General features: G+C 43.5%; 19 protein-coding genes. 17 read left to right on the forward strand and 2 right to left on the reverse strand.

Annotation, left to right across the window (positions count from 1 at the left end; all coding sequences use genetic code 11):
- Nucleotides 1–5 precede the first annotated feature (5 nt).
- Entirely contained in the window at nt 6–1,244 is a 1,239-nt protein-coding gene (lytR, locus tag FOC72_RS01250; protein ID WP_002893568.1) for a glycopolymer--peptidoglycan transferase LytR, read from the forward strand.
- A 120-nt stretch (nt 1,245–1,364) separates the two neighbouring features.
- On the opposite strand, the gene FOC72_RS01255 is transcribed toward lytR, so the two are convergent.
- Together FOC72_RS01255 and FOC72_RS01260 are read right to left on the reverse strand one after the other, a co-directional pair.
- On the reverse strand, nt 1,365–1,652 hold the full coding sequence (locus FOC72_RS01255; protein ID WP_002893567.1) for a hypothetical protein: 288 nt from the start codon (nt 1,650–1,652) through the stop codon (nt 1,365–1,367).
- 9 nt (nt 1,653–1,661) lie between these two features.
- Nucleotides 1,662–2,072, reverse strand: a complete 411-nt coding sequence (locus tag FOC72_RS01260; RefSeq protein WP_002893566.1) for an HIT family protein — start codon at nt 2,070–2,072, stop codon at nt 1,662–1,664.
- Nucleotides 2,073–2,140: 68 nt separating this feature from the next.
- Here FOC72_RS01260 and FOC72_RS01265 point away from each other — a divergent pair, with 68 nt between their 5' ends.
- From FOC72_RS01265 to FOC72_RS01340, 16 genes are all read left to right on the forward strand, one after another.
- Nucleotides 2,141–2,872 (forward strand): ABC transporter ATP-binding protein, encoded by a 732-nt coding sequence (locus FOC72_RS01265; RefSeq protein WP_032911853.1) that lies wholly within the window; start codon nt 2,141–2,143, stop codon nt 2,870–2,872.
- Nucleotides 2,869–3,915 carry an ABC transporter permease gene (locus tag FOC72_RS01270; protein ID WP_002893564.1) on the forward strand — a complete coding sequence of 349 codons (1,047 nt, stop codon included), beginning with the start codon at nt 2,869–2,871 and terminating at the stop codon, nt 3,913–3,915. The genes FOC72_RS01265 and FOC72_RS01270 overlap by 4 nt, the downstream gene beginning before the upstream one ends.
- A 50-nt stretch (nt 3,916–3,965) precedes the next feature.
- Nucleotides 3,966–4,760, forward strand: a complete 795-nt coding sequence (gene ccrZ, locus FOC72_RS01275; RefSeq protein WP_002893562.1) for a cell cycle regulator CcrZ — start codon at nt 3,966–3,968, stop codon at nt 4,758–4,760.
- Complete coding sequence (gene trmB, locus FOC72_RS01280; protein WP_002893561.1) at nt 4,757–5,395, forward strand: tRNA (guanosine(46)-N7)-methyltransferase TrmB; 639 nt, start codon at nt 4,757–4,759, stop codon at nt 5,393–5,395. Before ccrZ ends, trmB begins: the two co-directional genes overlap by 4 nt.
- Nucleotides 5,396–5,593: 198 nt before the next feature.
- Nucleotides 5,594–6,082, forward strand: coding sequence for a ribosome maturation factor RimP (rimP, locus tag FOC72_RS01285; protein WP_032909188.1), 489 nt, complete (start codon nt 5,594–5,596; stop codon nt 6,080–6,082).
- A 59-nt stretch (nt 6,083–6,141) separates the two neighbouring features.
- Nucleotides 6,142–7,398: a transcription termination factor NusA gene (gene nusA, locus FOC72_RS01290; RefSeq protein WP_162044189.1), complete on the forward strand. Its 1,257-nt coding sequence runs from the start codon at nt 6,142–6,144 to the stop codon at nt 7,396–7,398.
- A 10-nt stretch (nt 7,399–7,408) separates the two neighbouring features.
- Nucleotides 7,409–7,705, forward strand: coding sequence for an RNase P modulator RnpM (gene rnpM, locus FOC72_RS01295; RefSeq protein ID WP_002893558.1), 297 nt, complete (start codon nt 7,409–7,411; stop codon nt 7,703–7,705).
- Nucleotides 7,698–7,994, forward strand: coding sequence for a YlxQ-related RNA-binding protein (locus FOC72_RS01300; protein WP_002893557.1), 297 nt, complete (start codon nt 7,698–7,700; stop codon nt 7,992–7,994). Before rnpM ends, FOC72_RS01300 begins: the two co-directional genes overlap by 8 nt.
- 19 nt (nt 7,995–8,013) lie before the next feature.
- Nucleotides 8,014–10,806 (forward strand): translation initiation factor IF-2, encoded by a 2,793-nt coding sequence (gene infB, locus FOC72_RS01305; protein WP_002893556.1) that lies wholly within the window; start codon nt 8,014–8,016, stop codon nt 10,804–10,806.
- Between the two features lie 175 nt (nt 10,807–10,981).
- Entirely contained in the window at nt 10,982–11,332 is a 351-nt protein-coding gene (gene rbfA, locus FOC72_RS01310; protein WP_002893555.1) for a 30S ribosome-binding factor RbfA, read from the forward strand.
- A 251-nt stretch (nt 11,333–11,583) separates the two neighbouring features.
- On the forward strand, nt 11,584–12,735 hold the full coding sequence (gene nagA, locus FOC72_RS01315) for an N-acetylglucosamine-6-phosphate deacetylase (protein ID WP_032913965.1): 1,152 nt from the start codon (nt 11,584–11,586) through the stop codon (nt 12,733–12,735).
- A 158-nt stretch (nt 12,736–12,893) separates the two neighbouring features.
- Nucleotides 12,894–13,088, forward strand: coding sequence for a hypothetical protein (locus FOC72_RS01320; protein ID WP_002893553.1), 195 nt, complete (start codon nt 12,894–12,896; stop codon nt 13,086–13,088).
- 76 nt (nt 13,089–13,164) lie between these two features.
- Entirely contained in the window at nt 13,165–14,010 is an 846-nt protein-coding gene (locus FOC72_RS01325) for an aldo/keto reductase (protein ID WP_002893552.1), read from the forward strand.
- A complete protein-coding gene (locus FOC72_RS01330) occupies nt 14,011–14,463 on the forward strand; it encodes a GNAT family N-acetyltransferase (RefSeq protein ID WP_002893551.1) in 453 nt (150 codons plus the stop codon).
- Between the two features lie 287 nt (nt 14,464–14,750).
- Entirely contained in the window at nt 14,751–15,086 is a 336-nt protein-coding gene (locus FOC72_RS01335; protein WP_002893550.1) for a nucleotide pyrophosphohydrolase, read from the forward strand.
- Nucleotides 15,086–16,828, forward strand: coding sequence for a DUF2075 domain-containing protein (locus FOC72_RS01340; RefSeq protein ID WP_002893549.1), 1,743 nt, complete (start codon nt 15,086–15,088; stop codon nt 16,826–16,828). The genes FOC72_RS01335 and FOC72_RS01340 overlap by 1 nt, the downstream gene beginning before the upstream one ends.
- The last annotated feature ends 12 nt before the right edge of the window (nt 16,829–16,840 follow it).

Raw genomic sequence — 16,840 nt, forward strand, 5'->3', positions numbered from 1 at the left:
AAGATATGTTTAAAAAGATTATAATGATGTTTCTCAGCCTCCTTGTCGTAACGACAGCTGGTATCGGTACTTATGCTTGGACGATTTATGGTCAGTCAACAGATGAACTGTCCAAGACTTATAAAGGTTTGGGAAATGAGACAGATGTTATTTCTGCAACTAAGCCCATGACTATCTTGCTGATGGGTGTAGATACAGGGAGCGGATCCCGCGAGGATACTTGGGTTGGGAACAGCGATACCATGATTCTCCTGAGTGTCAATCCAAAGACTAAGAAAACAGTCATGATGAGTTTGGAACGTGATATTCTGACTCAGATTGATGAAAATGGTCAAACAGTTGAAGCCAAGCTGAATGCTGCCTATGCGACAGGCGGAGCAGAGTTAGCCATTTCGACTATTGAGGGCTTGATGAATATCCACATCGACCGCTATGTGATGATCAATATGCAGGGCTTGGTTCAACTAGTAGACGCAGTAGGCGGTATTGAGGTCAATAATACCTTTGACTTCCCAATTTCTATTGAGGATAATGAGCCTGAGTATACTGCTAAGGTGGAACCTGGCAAGCAAACCATCAATGGTGATCAGGCGCTGGTCTATGCTCGCATGCGCTATCAGGATCCAGAGGGTGACTATGGCCGCCAAAAGCGTCAACGTGAAGTAATTAAGAAAGTGGTTGAAAAAGTTCTCAGTCTCAACAGTGTCAGCCATTATCAGGCTATTTTAAAAGCTGTCAGCAGCAACATGCAGACCAATATCGCGCTTGATTCGAAAAGCATTCCACAACTGCTAGGCTATCAGGATGCCTTTAAAAACATCAAGTCTGAGCAGCTGCGTGGAGAAGATGCGACCTTGCCTGATGGTGGAAGCTATCAGCTTGTGACGTCAGAGCATCTGCTGAGCATGCAGAATCTAATCCGTAAGTCTCTGGGCTTGGACACAGTTAAGAGTCTGAAGACCAATGCTGTTCTCTATGAAGATATTATGGGTGGCAACAGTCTAAGAAGTAGCAATAGCAGTAGTACATCTAGTAGCACAGAAAGCTATAGCAGTTACCAGAATTCTTATAGTCAGCCTACTTATAATAATGGTTATGAAAATTATTCTTATCCGACGACAGATACAACAGTTGGAACTACGAATACGACTCCAGTTGCTCCAGCGGCTTCCTCTGCCCCAGCTGCAGATGTCAGTGTCAGCACCCCACAAAGTCAGCCAGTAGTCAATGCGACTACAGAGTAAAAAGTTAAATATAAAAAGAGACCGGGACAAAATGTCTCGGTCTCTTTTGGTAATGACTGGAGGTTCTTGACGCGGTAGTGGATTGGAGTTTTTGTTTCCCTATCACCCACCTTTTCTCTATCAAGACTCGTACTTTTCCCAGATGTCTTTGACTTGCTGGATCTGCACTTGAGCTTGGTTTTCAAGGACTTTATATTTATAAGTAAGATCTTGAGCGATGTCTTTGACTTGCTCTCTTTGCTCTTGAATGATGGCAATATTTCGTTGGATATTGGCTAGACTGTCCTTTACTTTGTCTAGACTATCTGTTGTTTCAATGATTTCTTCTTGAATTTTTTGTCGGTTTTCAACCAGCTTGTAACTGGCTGCTGCGGCACCGATAAATAGGAAAATATTTGAAAGTTTCATAGTCTCTCCTTAAGCTTGCGCAATCTTCTCAGCTAATTCGGCCAGAGCTGGAAAGTCTGGTTCGTGGGCTGCGAAAGTAATCTTGAGATCATCTGCATCACTGTAGCGTGGTGCCAAATGCACATGAGTGTGAAAGACAGTCTGTCCAGCAATTTCTTCGTTGTTGTTGATGATATTCATACCAGCTGCACCTGTGGCTTTCATCACCTTTCGAGCAATGTCAGGTACGCGAGCGAAGAGCTGACTGGTGCTGTCGGCATCCATATCCAGCACATTTCGGAAATGCTCTTTAGGAACAACCAAGGTATGACCTGGTGTTACCTGGGAAATATCCAGAAAAGCAAGGACTTTCTCGTCTTCGTAGACTTTAGAAGAAGGGATTTCTCCGGCAATAATTTTACAAAAAATACAATCAGCCATAAATGGTACCTCTATTCGCTAGATTTTGTTATAATATAAGAACCATTATACCAGAATTCGGAGAAAATATGTTAGAAATCAAAGAGCTTACGGGCGGCTATGTTAATATCCCGGTTTTAAAGGATGTCAGCTTTGAAGTGGGCAATGGCCAGCTGGTTGGTCTGATTGGTCTCAACGGTGCGGGCAAGTCCACGACTATCAATGAGATTATCGGTCTTTTGACGCCTTATAAGGGGCAGATTCAAATTGATGGGCTGGAGCTGCGGACTAATCCCAGTGATTACCGCAAGAAAATCGGTTTTATTCCGGAAACGCCCAGTCTCTACGAAGAATTAACCCTGCGCGAGCACATTGAAACGGTAGCTATGGCATACGACATCGAGCAGGAAACAGCTTTTAAGCGCGTGGATAAGTTATTGGAAATGTTCCGACTCAAGGAAAAACTGGATTGGTTCCCTGTTCACTTTTCAAAAGGGATGAAGCAAAAAGTGATGATTATCTGTGCTTTTGTAGTTGATCCCAGCCTTTTTATCGTAGATGAGCCTTTTCTGGGTCTGGATCCGGTAGCTATTGCAGACCTTATCCAGCTCTTGGATGAGGAAAAGAAGAAGGGCAAGTCCATTCTGATGAGCACCCATGTTCTGGACTCTGCAGAGAAGATGTGCGATAGTTTTGTAATCTTGCACAAGGGTCAAGTGCGGGCCAAGGGCAGCTTGACTGAGTTGCGGGCCCAATTTCAAATGCCGGATGCTAGTCTGAATGACATCTATCTAGCCCTGACAGAAGAGGCGGCGCTATGAAAGAATTATTTGCCAAACGAAAACAGGATTTTCGTCAGCAGTGTTTAAAGTACCTGCGCTATGTTTTTAATGATCATTTCGTACTCTTTCTGTTGATTTTTATGGGATTTTTAGGTGTTCAGTACAGTCAGCTTTTGCGACATTTTCCGACCAATCATCTCCCGATTATTGCTAGTCTAGTTATTCTATCGGTCTTTATCTTGCCTTTTGGACGGATTGCGACCTATCTGGAAAAGCCGGATGCTCTCTTTCTCTTGGTCAGAGAAGCAGAAGTCAGGGCTTTTATCAAGGCTCAGATTCTACGTTCCTATCTCTTGTACGCAGTCTTACAGACTGGGCTATTGCTACTGTTAGCTCCGCTTTTTCTGGCTCTGGGATTGCCTATTTGGGGCTTCGGGCTCTACTGCATCTTTATGCTAGTTTTGAAATGGTTTTTGTTTCAGGCTAAGGCCAAGAAGTTCTTTACTGAAAATGGCTTAGATTGGCAGGCTCTGGTAGCTTATGAAGCAGCCCGAAAACAGACGATTCTGCGCTTCTTTGCTCTCTTTACCAATGTTAAAGGCATTTCAAACAGTGTCAAGCGCCGGGCCTATCTGGATGGTTTGATGAGACTTGTGGGCAAGCAGCATAGCAAGACCTGGCAGAATCTCTTTTTGCGCTCTTACTTGCGAAATGGAGACTTCTTTGCTCTTACCTTGAGACTACTCTTTTTGGCTCTTTTGGCCTTGATTTTTGTCAGTCAAGCTTGGATTGCTGCGGCTTTTGCGGTCTTGTTCAATTACCTCTTGCTCTTCCAATTGACAGCCTTGTACGAAGCTTTTGATTATCAGTTTTTGACCCAGCTTTTTCCGATAGAAAGAGGGGAAAAGCTGAAGGGAGCAAGACAAATTATCACATCTATTGGCAGCAGTGTCCTTTTGGGTGAAGTGATGACTGCTTTGCTATTTCTTCAAGACAAGACAGCAGTGCTGGCCATGCTGGGAGCGACTGCCCTACTCTATCTGTTCTATCTGCCGTTTAAGTTACGAAGATTGGTTGACTAAAAGAGGTAAAATTAGTAAAATGATAAAGAAACTTTTTACGGAGGGGAAATATGGACTTGGTTGATAACGAGCTGACCCTGACACCGATAGCTGGTAAGAGCGGAAAGGCCTATATGGGGACTTATCCGGACGGGGGGCGCGTTTTCGTCAAGATGAATACAACCCCTATCTTAGCAGGCTTAGCTCGAGAACAAATCGCACCGCAGCTTTTGTGGAGCCGCCGGATGCCGGACGGCAACGTTATGAGCGGGCAGGAGTGGCTTTCAGGCACTATTCTGACCCCAAATGATATGTCCAAAAAGCAGGTAATCAATATTTTGACTCGGCTGCATCGCTCGCGCCCATTGATGACGCAGCTGACCAAGCTGGGCTACACACTGGAAACGCCAACTGATTTGCTGAATGCTTGGCTCAATCAAGTGCCGCTTGCTTTGAGAAATAATCAATATCTTCAATCTGTTATCCGCGACCTACGCCAGACAGTGCCGGCCTTTCGTGAGGATTATGCGACCATTGTTCACGGAGATGTGCGCCACAGCAACTGGGTAGAGACCGACAGCGGGCTTATTTACTTGGTAGATTGGGATTCTGTGCGTTTGACAGATAGGATGATGGATGTAGCTCATATTTTGAGCCATTATGTGCCTGATTCAGGTTGGCAAGAGTGGCTGAGCGCCTATGGTTATAAGTATAATCAGACTGTTTTCAATAAGCTATACTGGTTTGGTCAGTATTCTTATCTGATGCAGATTGCCAAATATTATGAAAACAATGATTTAGAAAATGTGAACCGGGAGATTTACGCATTACGAAACTTCCGTTCCAAATACGGAAGAGGACAATGAGAGTAAGGAATCGTAAGGGAGCGACGGAACTGCTAGAGGCGCATCCCCAGTATGTGATTTTGAATCCGGCAGACGCCAAGGGCAGATGGCAGGAGATTTTTGGCAATGATCACCCCATTCATGTAGAGGTTGGCAGCGGTAAAGGAGCCTTTGTATCCGGCATGGCCAAGGCCAATCCAGAGATCAATTACATTGGGATTGATATTCAGAAATCGGTTCTCAGCTATGCCTTGGACAAGGTGCTAGCAACGGATGTGCCCAATATCAAGCTTCTATGGGTGGACGGTTCGGATCTGACTGATTATTTTGAAGAGGGCGAGATTGACCGCCTTTATCTGAACTTCTCAGATCCTTGGCCCAAGAAACGCCATGAAAAGCGCCGTCTGACCTATCAGTCCTTTCTGGCAACCTATCAGCAGATTCTGCCAGAAAATGGAGAAATCCACTTCAAAACGGACAACCGCGGTCTTTTTGAGTATAGCCTAGTAAGCTTTTCACAGTATGGTATGAAGTTAAAGGGCGTGTGGTTAGATTTGCATGCCAGCGACTTTGAAGACAATGTCCTGACTGAGTATGAGCAGAAATTTGCTAACAAGGGACAAGTCATCTATCGGGTGGAAGCAGCGTTTGAATAAGAAAGAGTCTTTGAGGACATACTCCTTGAAGACTTTTTATTGGGAAAGAATTTTGCTTAAAAATAAGAGTTTTTTAAGCGGAATTCCGTCTTTAAAAGCTTGCACAGCATATTTCCCTTGCATTCTGGGACTTGTCGTGCTATAATACTAGTAATGAATAAGGAAAGAGAGGCGAGGAAGTATCTTCGCCTCTTATCTGTGAGGAGGTGTCGTCATATCACAACGATTGTTGAATTGGTGAGGGAGGTTATTGAGCCAGCCATTTTGGCCCCCTATGAATTAGTTGATATTGAGTACGGAAAGATGGGCGGAGACTACGTTCTCAGTGTCTTTGTAGATAAGCCTGAGGGCATTACGGTCAATGATACAGCGGATTTGACGGATATTATCAGTCCGCTCTTGGATCAAATCAAGCCAGATCCTTTCCCAGAACAGTATTTTCTGGAAGTGACCAGTCCAGGCTTGGAGCGCCCGCTCAAGACCAAGGAACAGCTGGCCGATGCCGTCGGCAGTTATATCCATGTCAGTCTCTATAAGGCTGTTGACAAGCAGAAAGTCTTTGAAGGCACCTTGCTGAGCTTTGAAGGGGAAGTTCTGCACATGGAATATCTGGACAAGACTCGCAGAAAAGAAGTCGAAATTCCCTACAGTCTGGTTTCCAAAGCCAGATTAGCCGTTAAGTTTTAGCCGCAGAAGCAATATAGAAAAGAAAGGAACACTTTTGTTTCGGCAAAAGTCACATGAAAATGAGTAAAGAAATGCTAGAGGCCTTCCGCATTTTGGAAGAAGACAAAGGAATCAAGAAAGAAGATATCATTGACGCAGTGACTGAGTCACTCCGCTCAGCCTATCGTCGTCGCTATGGTCAGGCAGACAGCGCAGCTATTGAGTTTGACGAAAAGTCAGGAGATTTCCGTGTCTATACTGTTCGCGAAGTCGTGGACGAGGTCTTTGACAGCCGTTTGGAAATCAGTCTCAAAGATGCCCTGGCTATTAGTTCAGCCTATGAGTTGGGAGACAAGATCAAGTTTGAAGAAGCACCAGCTGAATTTGGCCGTGTCGCTGCTCAGTCAGCCAAGCAAACCATCATGGAAAAGATGCGCAAGCAGACCCGAGCAATTACCTACAATACCTATAAAGAGCATGAAAATGAAATCATGTCAGGAACTGTGGAGCGCTTTGACAATCGCTTTATCTATGTCAATCTTGGCAGCATTGAAGCGCAGTTATCGAAACAAGACCAGATTCCTGGTGAGGTTTTTGCCTCTCATGACCGCATCGAAGTCTTTGTCTACAAGGTAGAAGATAATCCTCGCGGTGTCAATGTCTTTGTCAGCCGCAGCCATCCAGAAATGATCAAGCGCTTGATGGAGCAGGAAATCCCTGAAGTCTATGACGGAACTGTGGAAATCATGAGCGTGTCACGGGAAGCAGGCGATCGGACCAAGGTAGCGGTTCGCAGCCACAATCCTAATGTGGATGCCATCGGAACAATCGTCGGACGCGGTGGAGCTAATATCAAGAAAATTACGAGCAAGTTCCATCCTGCCAAATACGATCCGAAGAGTGGCCGTATGGTGCCGACTGAAGAAAATATCGACGTCATCGAGTGGGTAGCAGATCCAGCTGAATTTATCTACAACGCTATTGCTCCTGCAGAGGTTGACCAAGTTATCTTTAACCAAGAAGATAACAAGCGGGCCTTGGTTGTTGTACCGGACAACAAGCTTTCTCTGGCTATCGGCCGTCGCGGACAGAACGTACGCTTGGCAGCTCATTTGACAGGCTTTAGAATCGATATCAAGTCTGCCACAGAGTTTGAAGAAATGGAAGCAGCCAATGAACTGGGCGGATTCGCTCAGGAAGCAGAAGAAATTCTTGCGGAAGCAGCTGTTCTAGAGACAGAAGTTTCAGCAGCAGAAGCAACAGACTTTGACGCAGCTGCAGAGGAAACTGTACTGGAAACAGCTGGTTTAGAAAGCGAAGTTGAAGAACTAGATTAAGGGGGCTGGAATGGCAAAAACAAGAAAAATCCCTTTAAGAAAATCAGTGGTGTCCAACGAAGTGATTGACAAGCGCGATTTATTGCGGATTGTCAAGAACAAGGAAGGTCAAGTCTTTATCGATCCGACAGGCAAGGCCAATGGCCGTGGAGCCTATATCAAGCTGGATAATCAGGAAGCTCTTCAAGCCAAGAAGAAGCGGGTCTTTAACCGCAGCTTCAGTATGGAAGTGGACGAGGCTTTCTATGATGAGTTAATCGCTTATGTCGATCATAAGGTCAAAAGAAGAGAGTTAGGTCTTGAATAAAGAGAAACTTGCAAATTTGCTGGGACTGGCTCAGCGGGCTGGCCGCATCATTTCTGGTGAGGAGCTGACCGTCAAAGCTATCCAGGAGGGAAAAGCACATCTGGTCTTTTTGGCCCAGGATGCAGCTCCTAATCTCAGCAAGAAAATCACTGATAAAAGTCGTTACTACCAAGTAGAAGTATCAACCGTGTTTTCAACACTGGAATTAAGCTCTGCCATTGGCAAGGCCAGAAAAGTGCTCGCCGTGACAGATGCTGGTTTTACAAAGAAAATGAGGTCTCTTATGTAATAGAAGAGGAGGACAAGATTTGTCTAAAGTAAGATTGTATGAAATCGCCAAAGAACTGGGAAAAGAAAGCAAGGAGGTAGTGGCTCGTGCGAAGGAGCTGGGATTGGATGTCAAAAGTCATTCATCCAGCGTAGAAGCTGACGCTGGTGAGCGAATCAAATCCAGCTTCAAGAAAGCAGCCGCACCTCAAGCTCCTGCAGAAAAGCCTGTAGCAGCTCAGCCATCGCCGCAAAAAACTCCTGCCAAAGAGGCGGCGCCAGTCAAGGCAGAACCGACAGAAGCAAAAGCAGCTGCTAAGCCAGAAGCGAAAACAGAAACAGCTGCGCCAGTCAAGCGCCCGCAAAGCCGGAACTTTAAGGCAGAACGTGAAGCGAGAGCCAAAGAAGAGGCAGAACGTCGTAAGCAGCAAGGCAACCGCAAACCGCAAAACAAAGAGCAAGGCAAGCGCGAGGATCGCGATAATCGAAATAAGAATCGCGGAAACCGCAACGACCGAGATAGGGGCAATCGTCCAAATGACCGTCGCGATAATCGTGGTCAAGACGGCCGCCGAAATGGTCAGAATCATCAAGGATTTAATGGTCAAAACCGCCAACAGCCTCAAGGACCCAAGATTGACTTTAAGGCCCGGGCAGCAGCTTTGAAAGCAGAGCAGAATGCTGAATACGCTCGCTCCAGCGAGGAACGCTTTAAGCAAGCTCAGGAAGCAAAAGAAGTTATGGAACGGCAAAATCGCCGTAAGGAGCAGCCTAAGGCAGAAGCAAGTGTACCAGTTCAGCCTGCACCAGCTCCATCTGCGCCAGCAGCGAATCCAAGCCCAGCGCCAGCCGCTGTGGATACGCGTCGTAAGAAGCAAGCTCGACCAGATAAGAAGCGCGATGATTTTGATCGCGAAGAAGAAGGTCCAAGAAAACAACAAAAGAATCGAAGCAGTCAAAATCAAGTGAGAAATCAAAGAAATAGTAATTGGAATAAAAACAAGAAAAATAAAAAAGGAAAGGGCAACAATAATCAGGCACCAAAACCTGTTACAGAACGTAAGTTCCATGAGTTGCCAACTGAATTTGAATATACAGACGGAATGACCGTTGCAGAAATTGCAAAACGCATCAAGCGCGAGCCAGCTGAAATTGTTAAGAAGCTCTTTATGATGGGTGTTATGGCAACGCAAAACCAATCTCTTGACGGCGATACTATTGAGCTCCTTATGGTGGACTACGGTATCGAAGCTAAGAAGAAGGTGGAAGTTGACACAGCTGACATTGAGCGCTTCTTCGTAGAAGAAGGTTATATCAACCAAGATGCCTTGGTAGAGCGTCCGCCAGTTGTAACCATCATGGGACACGTTGACCATGGTAAAACAACCCTCTTGGATACCTTGCGTAACTCTCGCGTAGCTACAGGTGAAGCAGGTGGTATTACTCAGCACATCGGTGCTTACCAGATCGAGGAAAGCGGCAAGAAGATTACTTTCTTGGATACGCCTGGACACGCGGCCTTTACTTCTATGCGGGCCCGTGGTGCCTCTGTTACGGATATCACTATCCTGGTCGTAGCGGCTGATGACGGTGTTATGCCGCAAACGATTGAAGCTATCAACCACTCCAAGGCGGCTGATGTCCCAATCATCGTAGCCATCAACAAGATCGATAAGCCAGGAGCGAATCCTGAGCGCGTGATTGGTGAATTGGCTGAGCACGGTGTCATGTCAACAGCTTGGGGCGGAGATTCTGAATTTGTTGAAATCTCAGCGAAATTCAATCAAAATATTGACAGCTTGTTGGAAACAGTCCTCTTGGTGGCAGAAATCCAAGAACTCAAGGCAGATCCGACTGTTCGAGCGATTGGTACAGTTATCGAAGCCCGTTTGGATAAAGGAAAAGGTGCGGTTGCAACCTTGCTTGTTCAGCAGGGAACTCTGAATGTGCAGGATCCAATCGTTGTTGGAAATACCTTCGGTCGGGTTCGGGCTATGACCAACGACTTGGGCCGCCGTGTTAAGGTGGCAGGACCATCTACACCGGTTTCTATCACTGGTCTCAATGAAACTCCGATGGCTGGTGACCACTTTGCAGTTTATGAAGATGAAAAAGCTGCGCGTGCAGCTGGTGAAGAACGTGCCAAACGTGCCCTTCTCAAACAGCGTCAAGCTACTCACCGCGTCAGTCTGGAAAATCTCTTTGATACCCTCAAAGCTGGTGAAGTTAAGTCTGTCAATGTTATCATCAAGGCTGATGTGCAAGGTTCTGTAGAAGCCCTGTCTGCTTCCCTGCAAAAAATTGAAGTGGAAGGCGTTAAGATTACTATTGTCCACTCAGCGGTTGGTGCTATCAATGAGTCAGACGTAACACTGGCGGAAGCTTCAAATGCTTTCATCATCGGATTTAACGTTCGTCCTACATCTCAAGCTCGCCAACAGGCAGAAGCTGACGATGTCGAAATTCGTCTCCACAGCATTATCTACAAGGTTATCGAAGAAATGGAAGATGCCATGAAGGGAATGCTGGATCCGGAATACGAAGAAAAAATCATCGGGGAAGCTCTTATCCGCGAGACCTTCAAGGTTTCCAAGGTTGGTACTATCGGTGGATTTATGGTTATCAACGGTAAAGTGACCCGTGATTCCAAGGTTCGTGTTATCCGTGACGGCGTCGTGATTTACGATGGTGAGCTTGCCAGCCTCAAGCACTTCAAGGATGATGTTAAGGAAGTTGCCAACGGCCGTGAAGGTGGACTCATGATTGATGGCTACAATGACATCCAAGTAGATGACACGATCGAAGCCTATATCATGGAAGAAATTAAGAAATAAGATAAGAAGTAGGTTAAAAACTCGCAGTGAAATCATATTTGGTGGAAGTTGATACTTCTAGTTCCACATCTTTTTCACAAAGAGTTTAGATCGAATTTCATTCATTAAAACTAAAATATAAGCTAGGCCTAGCCTAGCTTATATTGCAGAAAAGAAAAATTAGAAAGGAAATCTCATGGCAAACAATTTTCGTACAGACCGTGTAGGCATGGAAATCAAGCGCGAAGTCAATGAAATCTTGCAGAAGAAAGTTCGTGACCCGCGTGTTCAAGGTGTGACCATTACCGATGTCCAAATGCTGGGCGACCTATCCATGGCCAAGGTCTACTACACGATTATGAGCAATCTGGCCTCTGATAATCAAAAAGCTCAAACCGGTCTGGAAAAAGCGACTGGTACCATCAAACGAGAGCTGGGTCACAATCTGAAGATGTACAAGATTCCAGATTTGACCTTTGTCAAGGACGAATCCATCGAGTATGGCAATAAAATCGACCAGATGCTGCGCGATTTAGAGAAAAAATAAAGCAGAAACTCAGCTGTCATGGCTGGGTTTTCTGTTTTTTAAATTTAATATAATAATTTTTTGCAAAAATAGGTATATACCATTTACAAATAAAAAAGAAAGAGTTATAATATAGTCAAGAAAACTCAGAGATTCAAAAGCGGGGGGGGGGGGGGGGGGTAGAAAGTAGCTATAGAAAGATGCTAGCTCTATCACAGAATTCCGCTTTGAATGGCAGAGAATACAGAAGTCAAGAAAAGGGAGGCAGTCTTATGCCTACATATATTAAAGCAGATCAATTTTTCTATCCTCAGGGAATCCGTCAAGGCGGTTATTTAGAGCTGATTGACGGCAAGTTTGGCAAGCTGGTACAGTCTGTTCCGCAGGATGCAGAAGTCATAGACTACAGCGGCTACTCGATTGCGCCGGGTCTGGTGGATACTCACATTCACGGCTTCGGCGGTGTTGATGTAATGGACAATAACATCGAAGGAACTCTTCATACCATGAGTGAGGGTCTCTTGACTACCGGTGTGACCAGCTTTTTACCAACAACCCTGACATCGTCCTATGAGCGGCTCTTAGCGGTTACTGAAAATATCGGTGCACGCTATCAAGAAGCCAGCGGAGCCAAGATTCGCGGACTCTATTTTGAAGGGCCTTATTTCACCGAAAAGTATAAAGGCGCTCAAAATCCGGCCTATATGAAAGATCCTAGCATGGATGAGTTTCGTGCTTGGCAAAAGGCCGCAAATGGCTTGCTCAATAAAATTGCTCTCGCGCCAGAACGTGATGGCGTTGAGAAATTTGTCCGTACGCTGACTGATGAAGGCGTGACCGTTGCCCTGGGGCATTCTAACGCAACCTTTGATGAAGCCAAAACTGCGGTCGAAGCAGGTGCCAGTGTCTGGGTGCATGCTTACAATGGTATGCGGGGCTTGACTCATCGGGAGCTAGGCATGGTTGGTGCCATGTATGAGTTGCCCCACACCTATGCGGAACTGATTTGTGACGGCCACCATGTGGACCCTAAGGCCTGTGACATCTTGCTCAAGCAGAAGGGACATGAAAATATTGCTCTCATTACTGACTGTATGACCGCAGGAGGTCTTGAAGATGGTGACTACATGCTGGGAGAATTTCCAGTGGTTGTGGCGGAAGGAACAGCTCGGCTCAAGTCGACGGGCAATCTAGCTGGCTCTATCCTTAAACTCAAGGACGGATTGAAAAATGTGGTCAAATGGGGCATTGCCAATCCTCATCAGGCGGTCATGATGGCTAGCCTGATTCCGGCGAAGTCCGTCCATATTGATGATGTCTGCGGACAGATCAAGGAAGGCTACGATGCTGACTTTATCGTTTTAGATAAAGATTTAGAGTTGGTAGCTACTTATCTTGATGGTCAAGAACGATTCCATGTATGAGAACCGCAGGTGTTTTAAATTAGTCTCCTTATATTTTTCAGAAAGAGCAGGGAAACCTGTTCTTTTTGATTGGCAAGCTACTTGATATCCTTCTCCTAGATTTGAATTGCTTTCTTAGGCGTGATATAATGAGACTATAATGTAAACAGGAGTAAGCTATGAAACGAATTGATGCGAAATTTTTGATAATGGGACTTGTTTTGCTGCTGGCGGGACTGATCTTTGGACGAATCTTAATCCTTGTCGCAGGAGCAGCTTTCATTATCTATAGTTTTTTCAGTAAAGGCATGGAGCCGACCAAGGAAAATATCTTCAAACCTAAGCCAATACTGAAGAAAAAGGAAAAGAAGTGAGCAGTTCTGCTCTTGTAATCACTGTAGCAGCTGCCTTACTGAAGGCAGTAGATGGAACTTATAAAGGAGACATGAGATGAGAGAATATCTTTTGAACAATGGTGTTGGCATTCCGGTGCTGGGCTTCGGTACTTGGAAGGCTCAGGATGGCGAAGAAGCCTATCAAGCAACATTAGCCGCTCTCAAGGCAGGCTATCGTCACATTGATACGGCAGCCATCTATAAGAACGAAGAGAGTGTCGGACGGGCAATCAAGGACAGCGGCATCCCGCGGGAGGAGCTCTTCATCACGACCAAGCTTTGGAATGACATTCATACTTATGCGGAGGCTCAAGAGGCCTTTGCTGCCTCAATGGGGCGGTTGGGACTGGACTATCTGGATCTCTACCTCATCCACTGGCCGAATCCCAAACCCCTGAGGGAAAATGATGCTTGGAAAAAGCGCAATGCTGAGGTCTGGCGGGCTATGGAAGATCTTTATAATCTCGGCAAGATTCGAGCGATTGGCGTCAGCAATTTCCTGTCTCATCATTTAGAAGCCTTGCTTGAAACAGCGCACATGACTCCTGCTGTCAATCAAATCCGTCTGGCTCCGGGTGTCTATCAGACAGAGGCGGTGAACTTCTGCCGTGAGCATGAGATTCTACTGGAAGCTTGGGGACCATTTGGCCAAGGTGAGCTCTTCCAAAATCCAGCCGTGCAGGCTGTGGCAGACAAGTATGGCAAGACCATTGCCCAAGTCGCTTTAGCTTGGAGTTTGCAGGAAGGCTTCCTGCCCCTGCCTAAGTCGGTTACTCCGAGCCGGATTGCCAGCAATCTGGACTGCTTTGACATCGAGCTAGATCCAGCAGACTTAGAAGTCCTCAAAAATATCAGTGGCCTGGCGGGTGGCGCACCAAATCCTGATGAAATGGATTTTTAGATGAAAATCCGATTCTATCGAAGTTCAGATAGAGAAGCCTTGCAGTCTTACCATTTAACCGACTTGAGATTTACCAGTCATCCGAGCCAGGCTGTCGCTGACTTGGAAAATCGCTATGCCATCTTGGGTATTGAAGAACACCAAATCGTAACCTTTTTAATCTTGGACGCTGGGGAAAAGAAGTATACTTATGGCGGTCAGCCAGATAGCCTGCTCCTTCGTAGCTTTTCAACGGATGAAGACTTTCAGATGCGAGGGTACGGTAGTCAGACGCTGAAGCTCTTGCCTGATTTCATAAGAGAGCATTTGCCTATGTATAAAAGCATCATACTAGGTGTCAATGAGAGAAATCAAGTCGCTTCCTACCTCTACCGAGAGACTGGTTTTAGCAAACAGTCCCAGCGCATATTAGGATCAGTCGGCTGGCAGGAAGTGTATGAATTAAAAATATAAAGGTATCCCCAGTTTGAAAAGAGCTGGGGATTTAATTGGATTGATTTTAAAAATAGTTTTAATCAATAATTTACGATAAAAATCTAACTTCTTATCCTCTAAAAGTGAGTGTCAGTAATGTAGCAAGTAAACTAATAGAGTTTAAGATATTATTACTATTTTAAGCTACCATACAGAATGTATTAGAGTGAATTACTTAAGAATTTAAAAGGATAGTTAAAAATGCTATAATGTTACTTAAATTATAACAGTTTAGATTTATCGAAATTAATTGAGGTTAAGAACAAATGGATGAATTAATAAAAAAAATAAATAAATTTAGAGATGATCGTGATTGGAGAAAGTTTCACAATGAAAAAGACTTAGCTATATCTATTTCACTGGAAGCCAGTGAACTTTTGGAGTTGTTCCAATGGAAACAGTCAGATGAAGTTGTCAGTCATTCATTAGATCAAATTGCTGAAGAGTTAGCAGATGTTTTAATTTATAGTTTTATGTTGGCTGATAATTTACAATTAGATGTAGAAAAGATTATTGAAGATAAATTAGTTGATAATAATCGGAAATATCCTGTAAAGTTAAGTAAAGGGAATAATAAAAAATATACTGAGTTGGAGAAATAATGGTTAAAATAAAAAGTCCAATTGTAAGAGAGATAGAGTATTCAAGCAATTCACTGGTAAATCTTAAAAGTCAACTTAAATCTAGTGAACATAAAAATGATATAAAATTTTTATTTGATTATCCAGTTGTCTATATTGTTAACGATGAGAAGAATGATCAATTTAGTGTATATGTAGGAGAAACAGCTGATATAATTCGGCGAACTAGCCAACACTTAACAGATGATATAAAGAAAGAAAACAGAGATGATTGGAGAGACTTTGCAACATCTTCGACAACAAAGATGTTTATAATTGGTCACAATCATTTTAATAAGTCTTTAACTCTAGACATAGAAAATCGTTTAATGCTTTATCTTTCAAGTGTTGATATAGTTTCCAGTATTCAAAATCGAAGAGGAAATCCCCAAAATAAATATTTTACATCCGATGAGTTAGATTCAATTTTTTCAAAAATTTGGCGTTTGCTAAGAAAGAGTAACAAACATTTATTTCCTGTTGAGAGTATTGTTCGAAATTCAGCAATTTTCAAAGCGTCTCCGTTTCATAAATTGACCGAAGAACAGATCGAAGCTAAAAACACTATTATTAATAAAATAAGTGCCTCGATTAGTAAAAATCAAGATGGGATACTCATTCTAGTTAAAGGAGAAGCTGGAGCGGGGAAAACAGTTTTAATGAGTTCGCTTGTGGATGATTTATTAAACTCTGATGATATTTCATTTATCAAAGATAATAATTTCATTAATATCGTTGTAAACAATGATCATCAATTAAAAGTGTACAAAGAAATTGAAAGAAAATTAGATTGGAATAGTGGCTCTAGTTTAGAAGTAGCTAACAAGCCTACTCAATTTTTAAATGCACTGAAGAAAAATGCTATTAAGGCAGGAGTGGTTATAGTTGACGAAGGCCACCTACTGCTTACTGCGAAAAATCAGTCATATCTTGGTGGAAATCATTTAAAGGATTTACTAGCACAATCAAAAGTAGTTGTTCTGGTTTATGATGATAAACAGATTATGAATAAATCTCAAATATGGACTGATAATACATTTTTAGAGTTGGAGCATGAGGTTAATCTGGAAGGAAATTTAATTGAATTACGCAATCAAATGAGAATTAGCGCAAATTCTAAAACTATTGATTGGATTCGTTGTATTATTGATGAAGGTGAAATTAAGAAATTTAAAAAAGATGCTCAATATGATATTAAATCTTTTGATTCTCCTTTGGAACTACAAAATGCTATCAAATCTAAGAATGCTAATCAAAAACTAGGTATTTCTAGATTGGTAGCAACATATGATTGGCCATATGTTAGAGAAAATAAGAAACAAGCAACTCCGAAATGGTTTGTTGAAATAGGTAATTGGAAGGCCCCTTGGAATCTACAATTAGAGCCAGAGAAGGAATTTGACAAATTATCTTGGATAGAGCAGCCTCAAACAATTAATGAAGTAGGCTCTACGTTCACAGTTCAAGGATTTGACTTGAATTATGTAGGTGTTATTATCGGACCATCTGTAAAGTATCGAAACGGCAAAATTATTTATGATATTTCTGAAAGTAAAAATAAAGGTGCTGTTCAAAACCGTAAACTTGCGAATGGTAAAAAAGTCAACTATGGCGAAAGCCTGTTGCGAAATGAACTAAATGTTTTGTTAACGCGTGGTGTAAATGGTCTATATATTTATGCTGTTGATGAAGAATTAAGGGAAGCTCTGAAGAAGGTGTTATAATAAAAATGGAAT

It is taken from the genome of Streptococcus sanguinis (assembly GCF_013343115.1).
Lineage (GTDB): Bacteria > Bacillota > Bacilli > Lactobacillales > Streptococcaceae > Streptococcus > Streptococcus sanguinis_H.

Bases quoted from the DNA above. Each gene is read 5' to 3' on its own strand.
- lytR (WP_002893568.1), top strand. From the start codon at position 6: ATGTTTAAAAAGATTATAATGATGTTTCTCAGCCTCCTTGTCGTAACG.
- FOC72_RS01255 (WP_002893567.1), bottom strand. From the start codon at position 1,652: ATGAAACTTTCAAATATTTTCCTATTTATCGGTGCCGCAGCAGCCAGT.
- FOC72_RS01260 (WP_002893566.1), bottom strand. From the start codon at position 2,072: ATGGCTGATTGTATTTTTTGTAAAATTATTGCCGGAGAAATCCCTTCT.
- FOC72_RS01265 (WP_032911853.1), top strand. From the start codon at position 2,141: ATGTTAGAAATCAAAGAGCTTACGGGCGGCTATGTTAATATCCCGGTT.
- FOC72_RS01270 (WP_002893564.1), top strand. From the start codon at position 2,869: ATGAAAGAATTATTTGCCAAACGAAAACAGGATTTTCGTCAGCAGTGT.
- ccrZ (WP_002893562.1), top strand. From the start codon at position 3,966: ATGGACTTGGTTGATAACGAGCTGACCCTGACACCGATAGCTGGTAAG.
- trmB (WP_002893561.1), top strand. From the start codon at position 4,757: ATGAGAGTAAGGAATCGTAAGGGAGCGACGGAACTGCTAGAGGCGCAT.
- nusA (WP_162044189.1), top strand. From the start codon at position 6,142: ATGAGTAAAGAAATGCTAGAGGCCTTCCGCATTTTGGAAGAAGACAAA.
- rnpM (WP_002893558.1), top strand. From the start codon at position 7,409: ATGGCAAAAACAAGAAAAATCCCTTTAAGAAAATCAGTGGTGTCCAAC.
- rbfA (WP_002893555.1), top strand. From the start codon at position 10,982: ATGGCAAACAATTTTCGTACAGACCGTGTAGGCATGGAAATCAAGCGC.
- nagA (WP_032913965.1), top strand. From the start codon at position 11,584: ATGCCTACATATATTAAAGCAGATCAATTTTTCTATCCTCAGGGAATC.
- FOC72_RS01320 (WP_002893553.1), top strand. From the start codon at position 12,894: ATGAAACGAATTGATGCGAAATTTTTGATAATGGGACTTGTTTTGCTG.
- FOC72_RS01325 (WP_002893552.1), top strand. From the start codon at position 13,165: ATGAGAGAATATCTTTTGAACAATGGTGTTGGCATTCCGGTGCTGGGC.
- FOC72_RS01330 (WP_002893551.1), top strand. From the start codon at position 14,011: ATGAAAATCCGATTCTATCGAAGTTCAGATAGAGAAGCCTTGCAGTCT.
- FOC72_RS01335 (WP_002893550.1), top strand. From the start codon at position 14,751: ATGGATGAATTAATAAAAAAAATAAATAAATTTAGAGATGATCGTGAT.
- FOC72_RS01340 (WP_002893549.1), top strand. From the start codon at position 15,086: ATGGTTAAAATAAAAAGTCCAATTGTAAGAGAGATAGAGTATTCAAGC.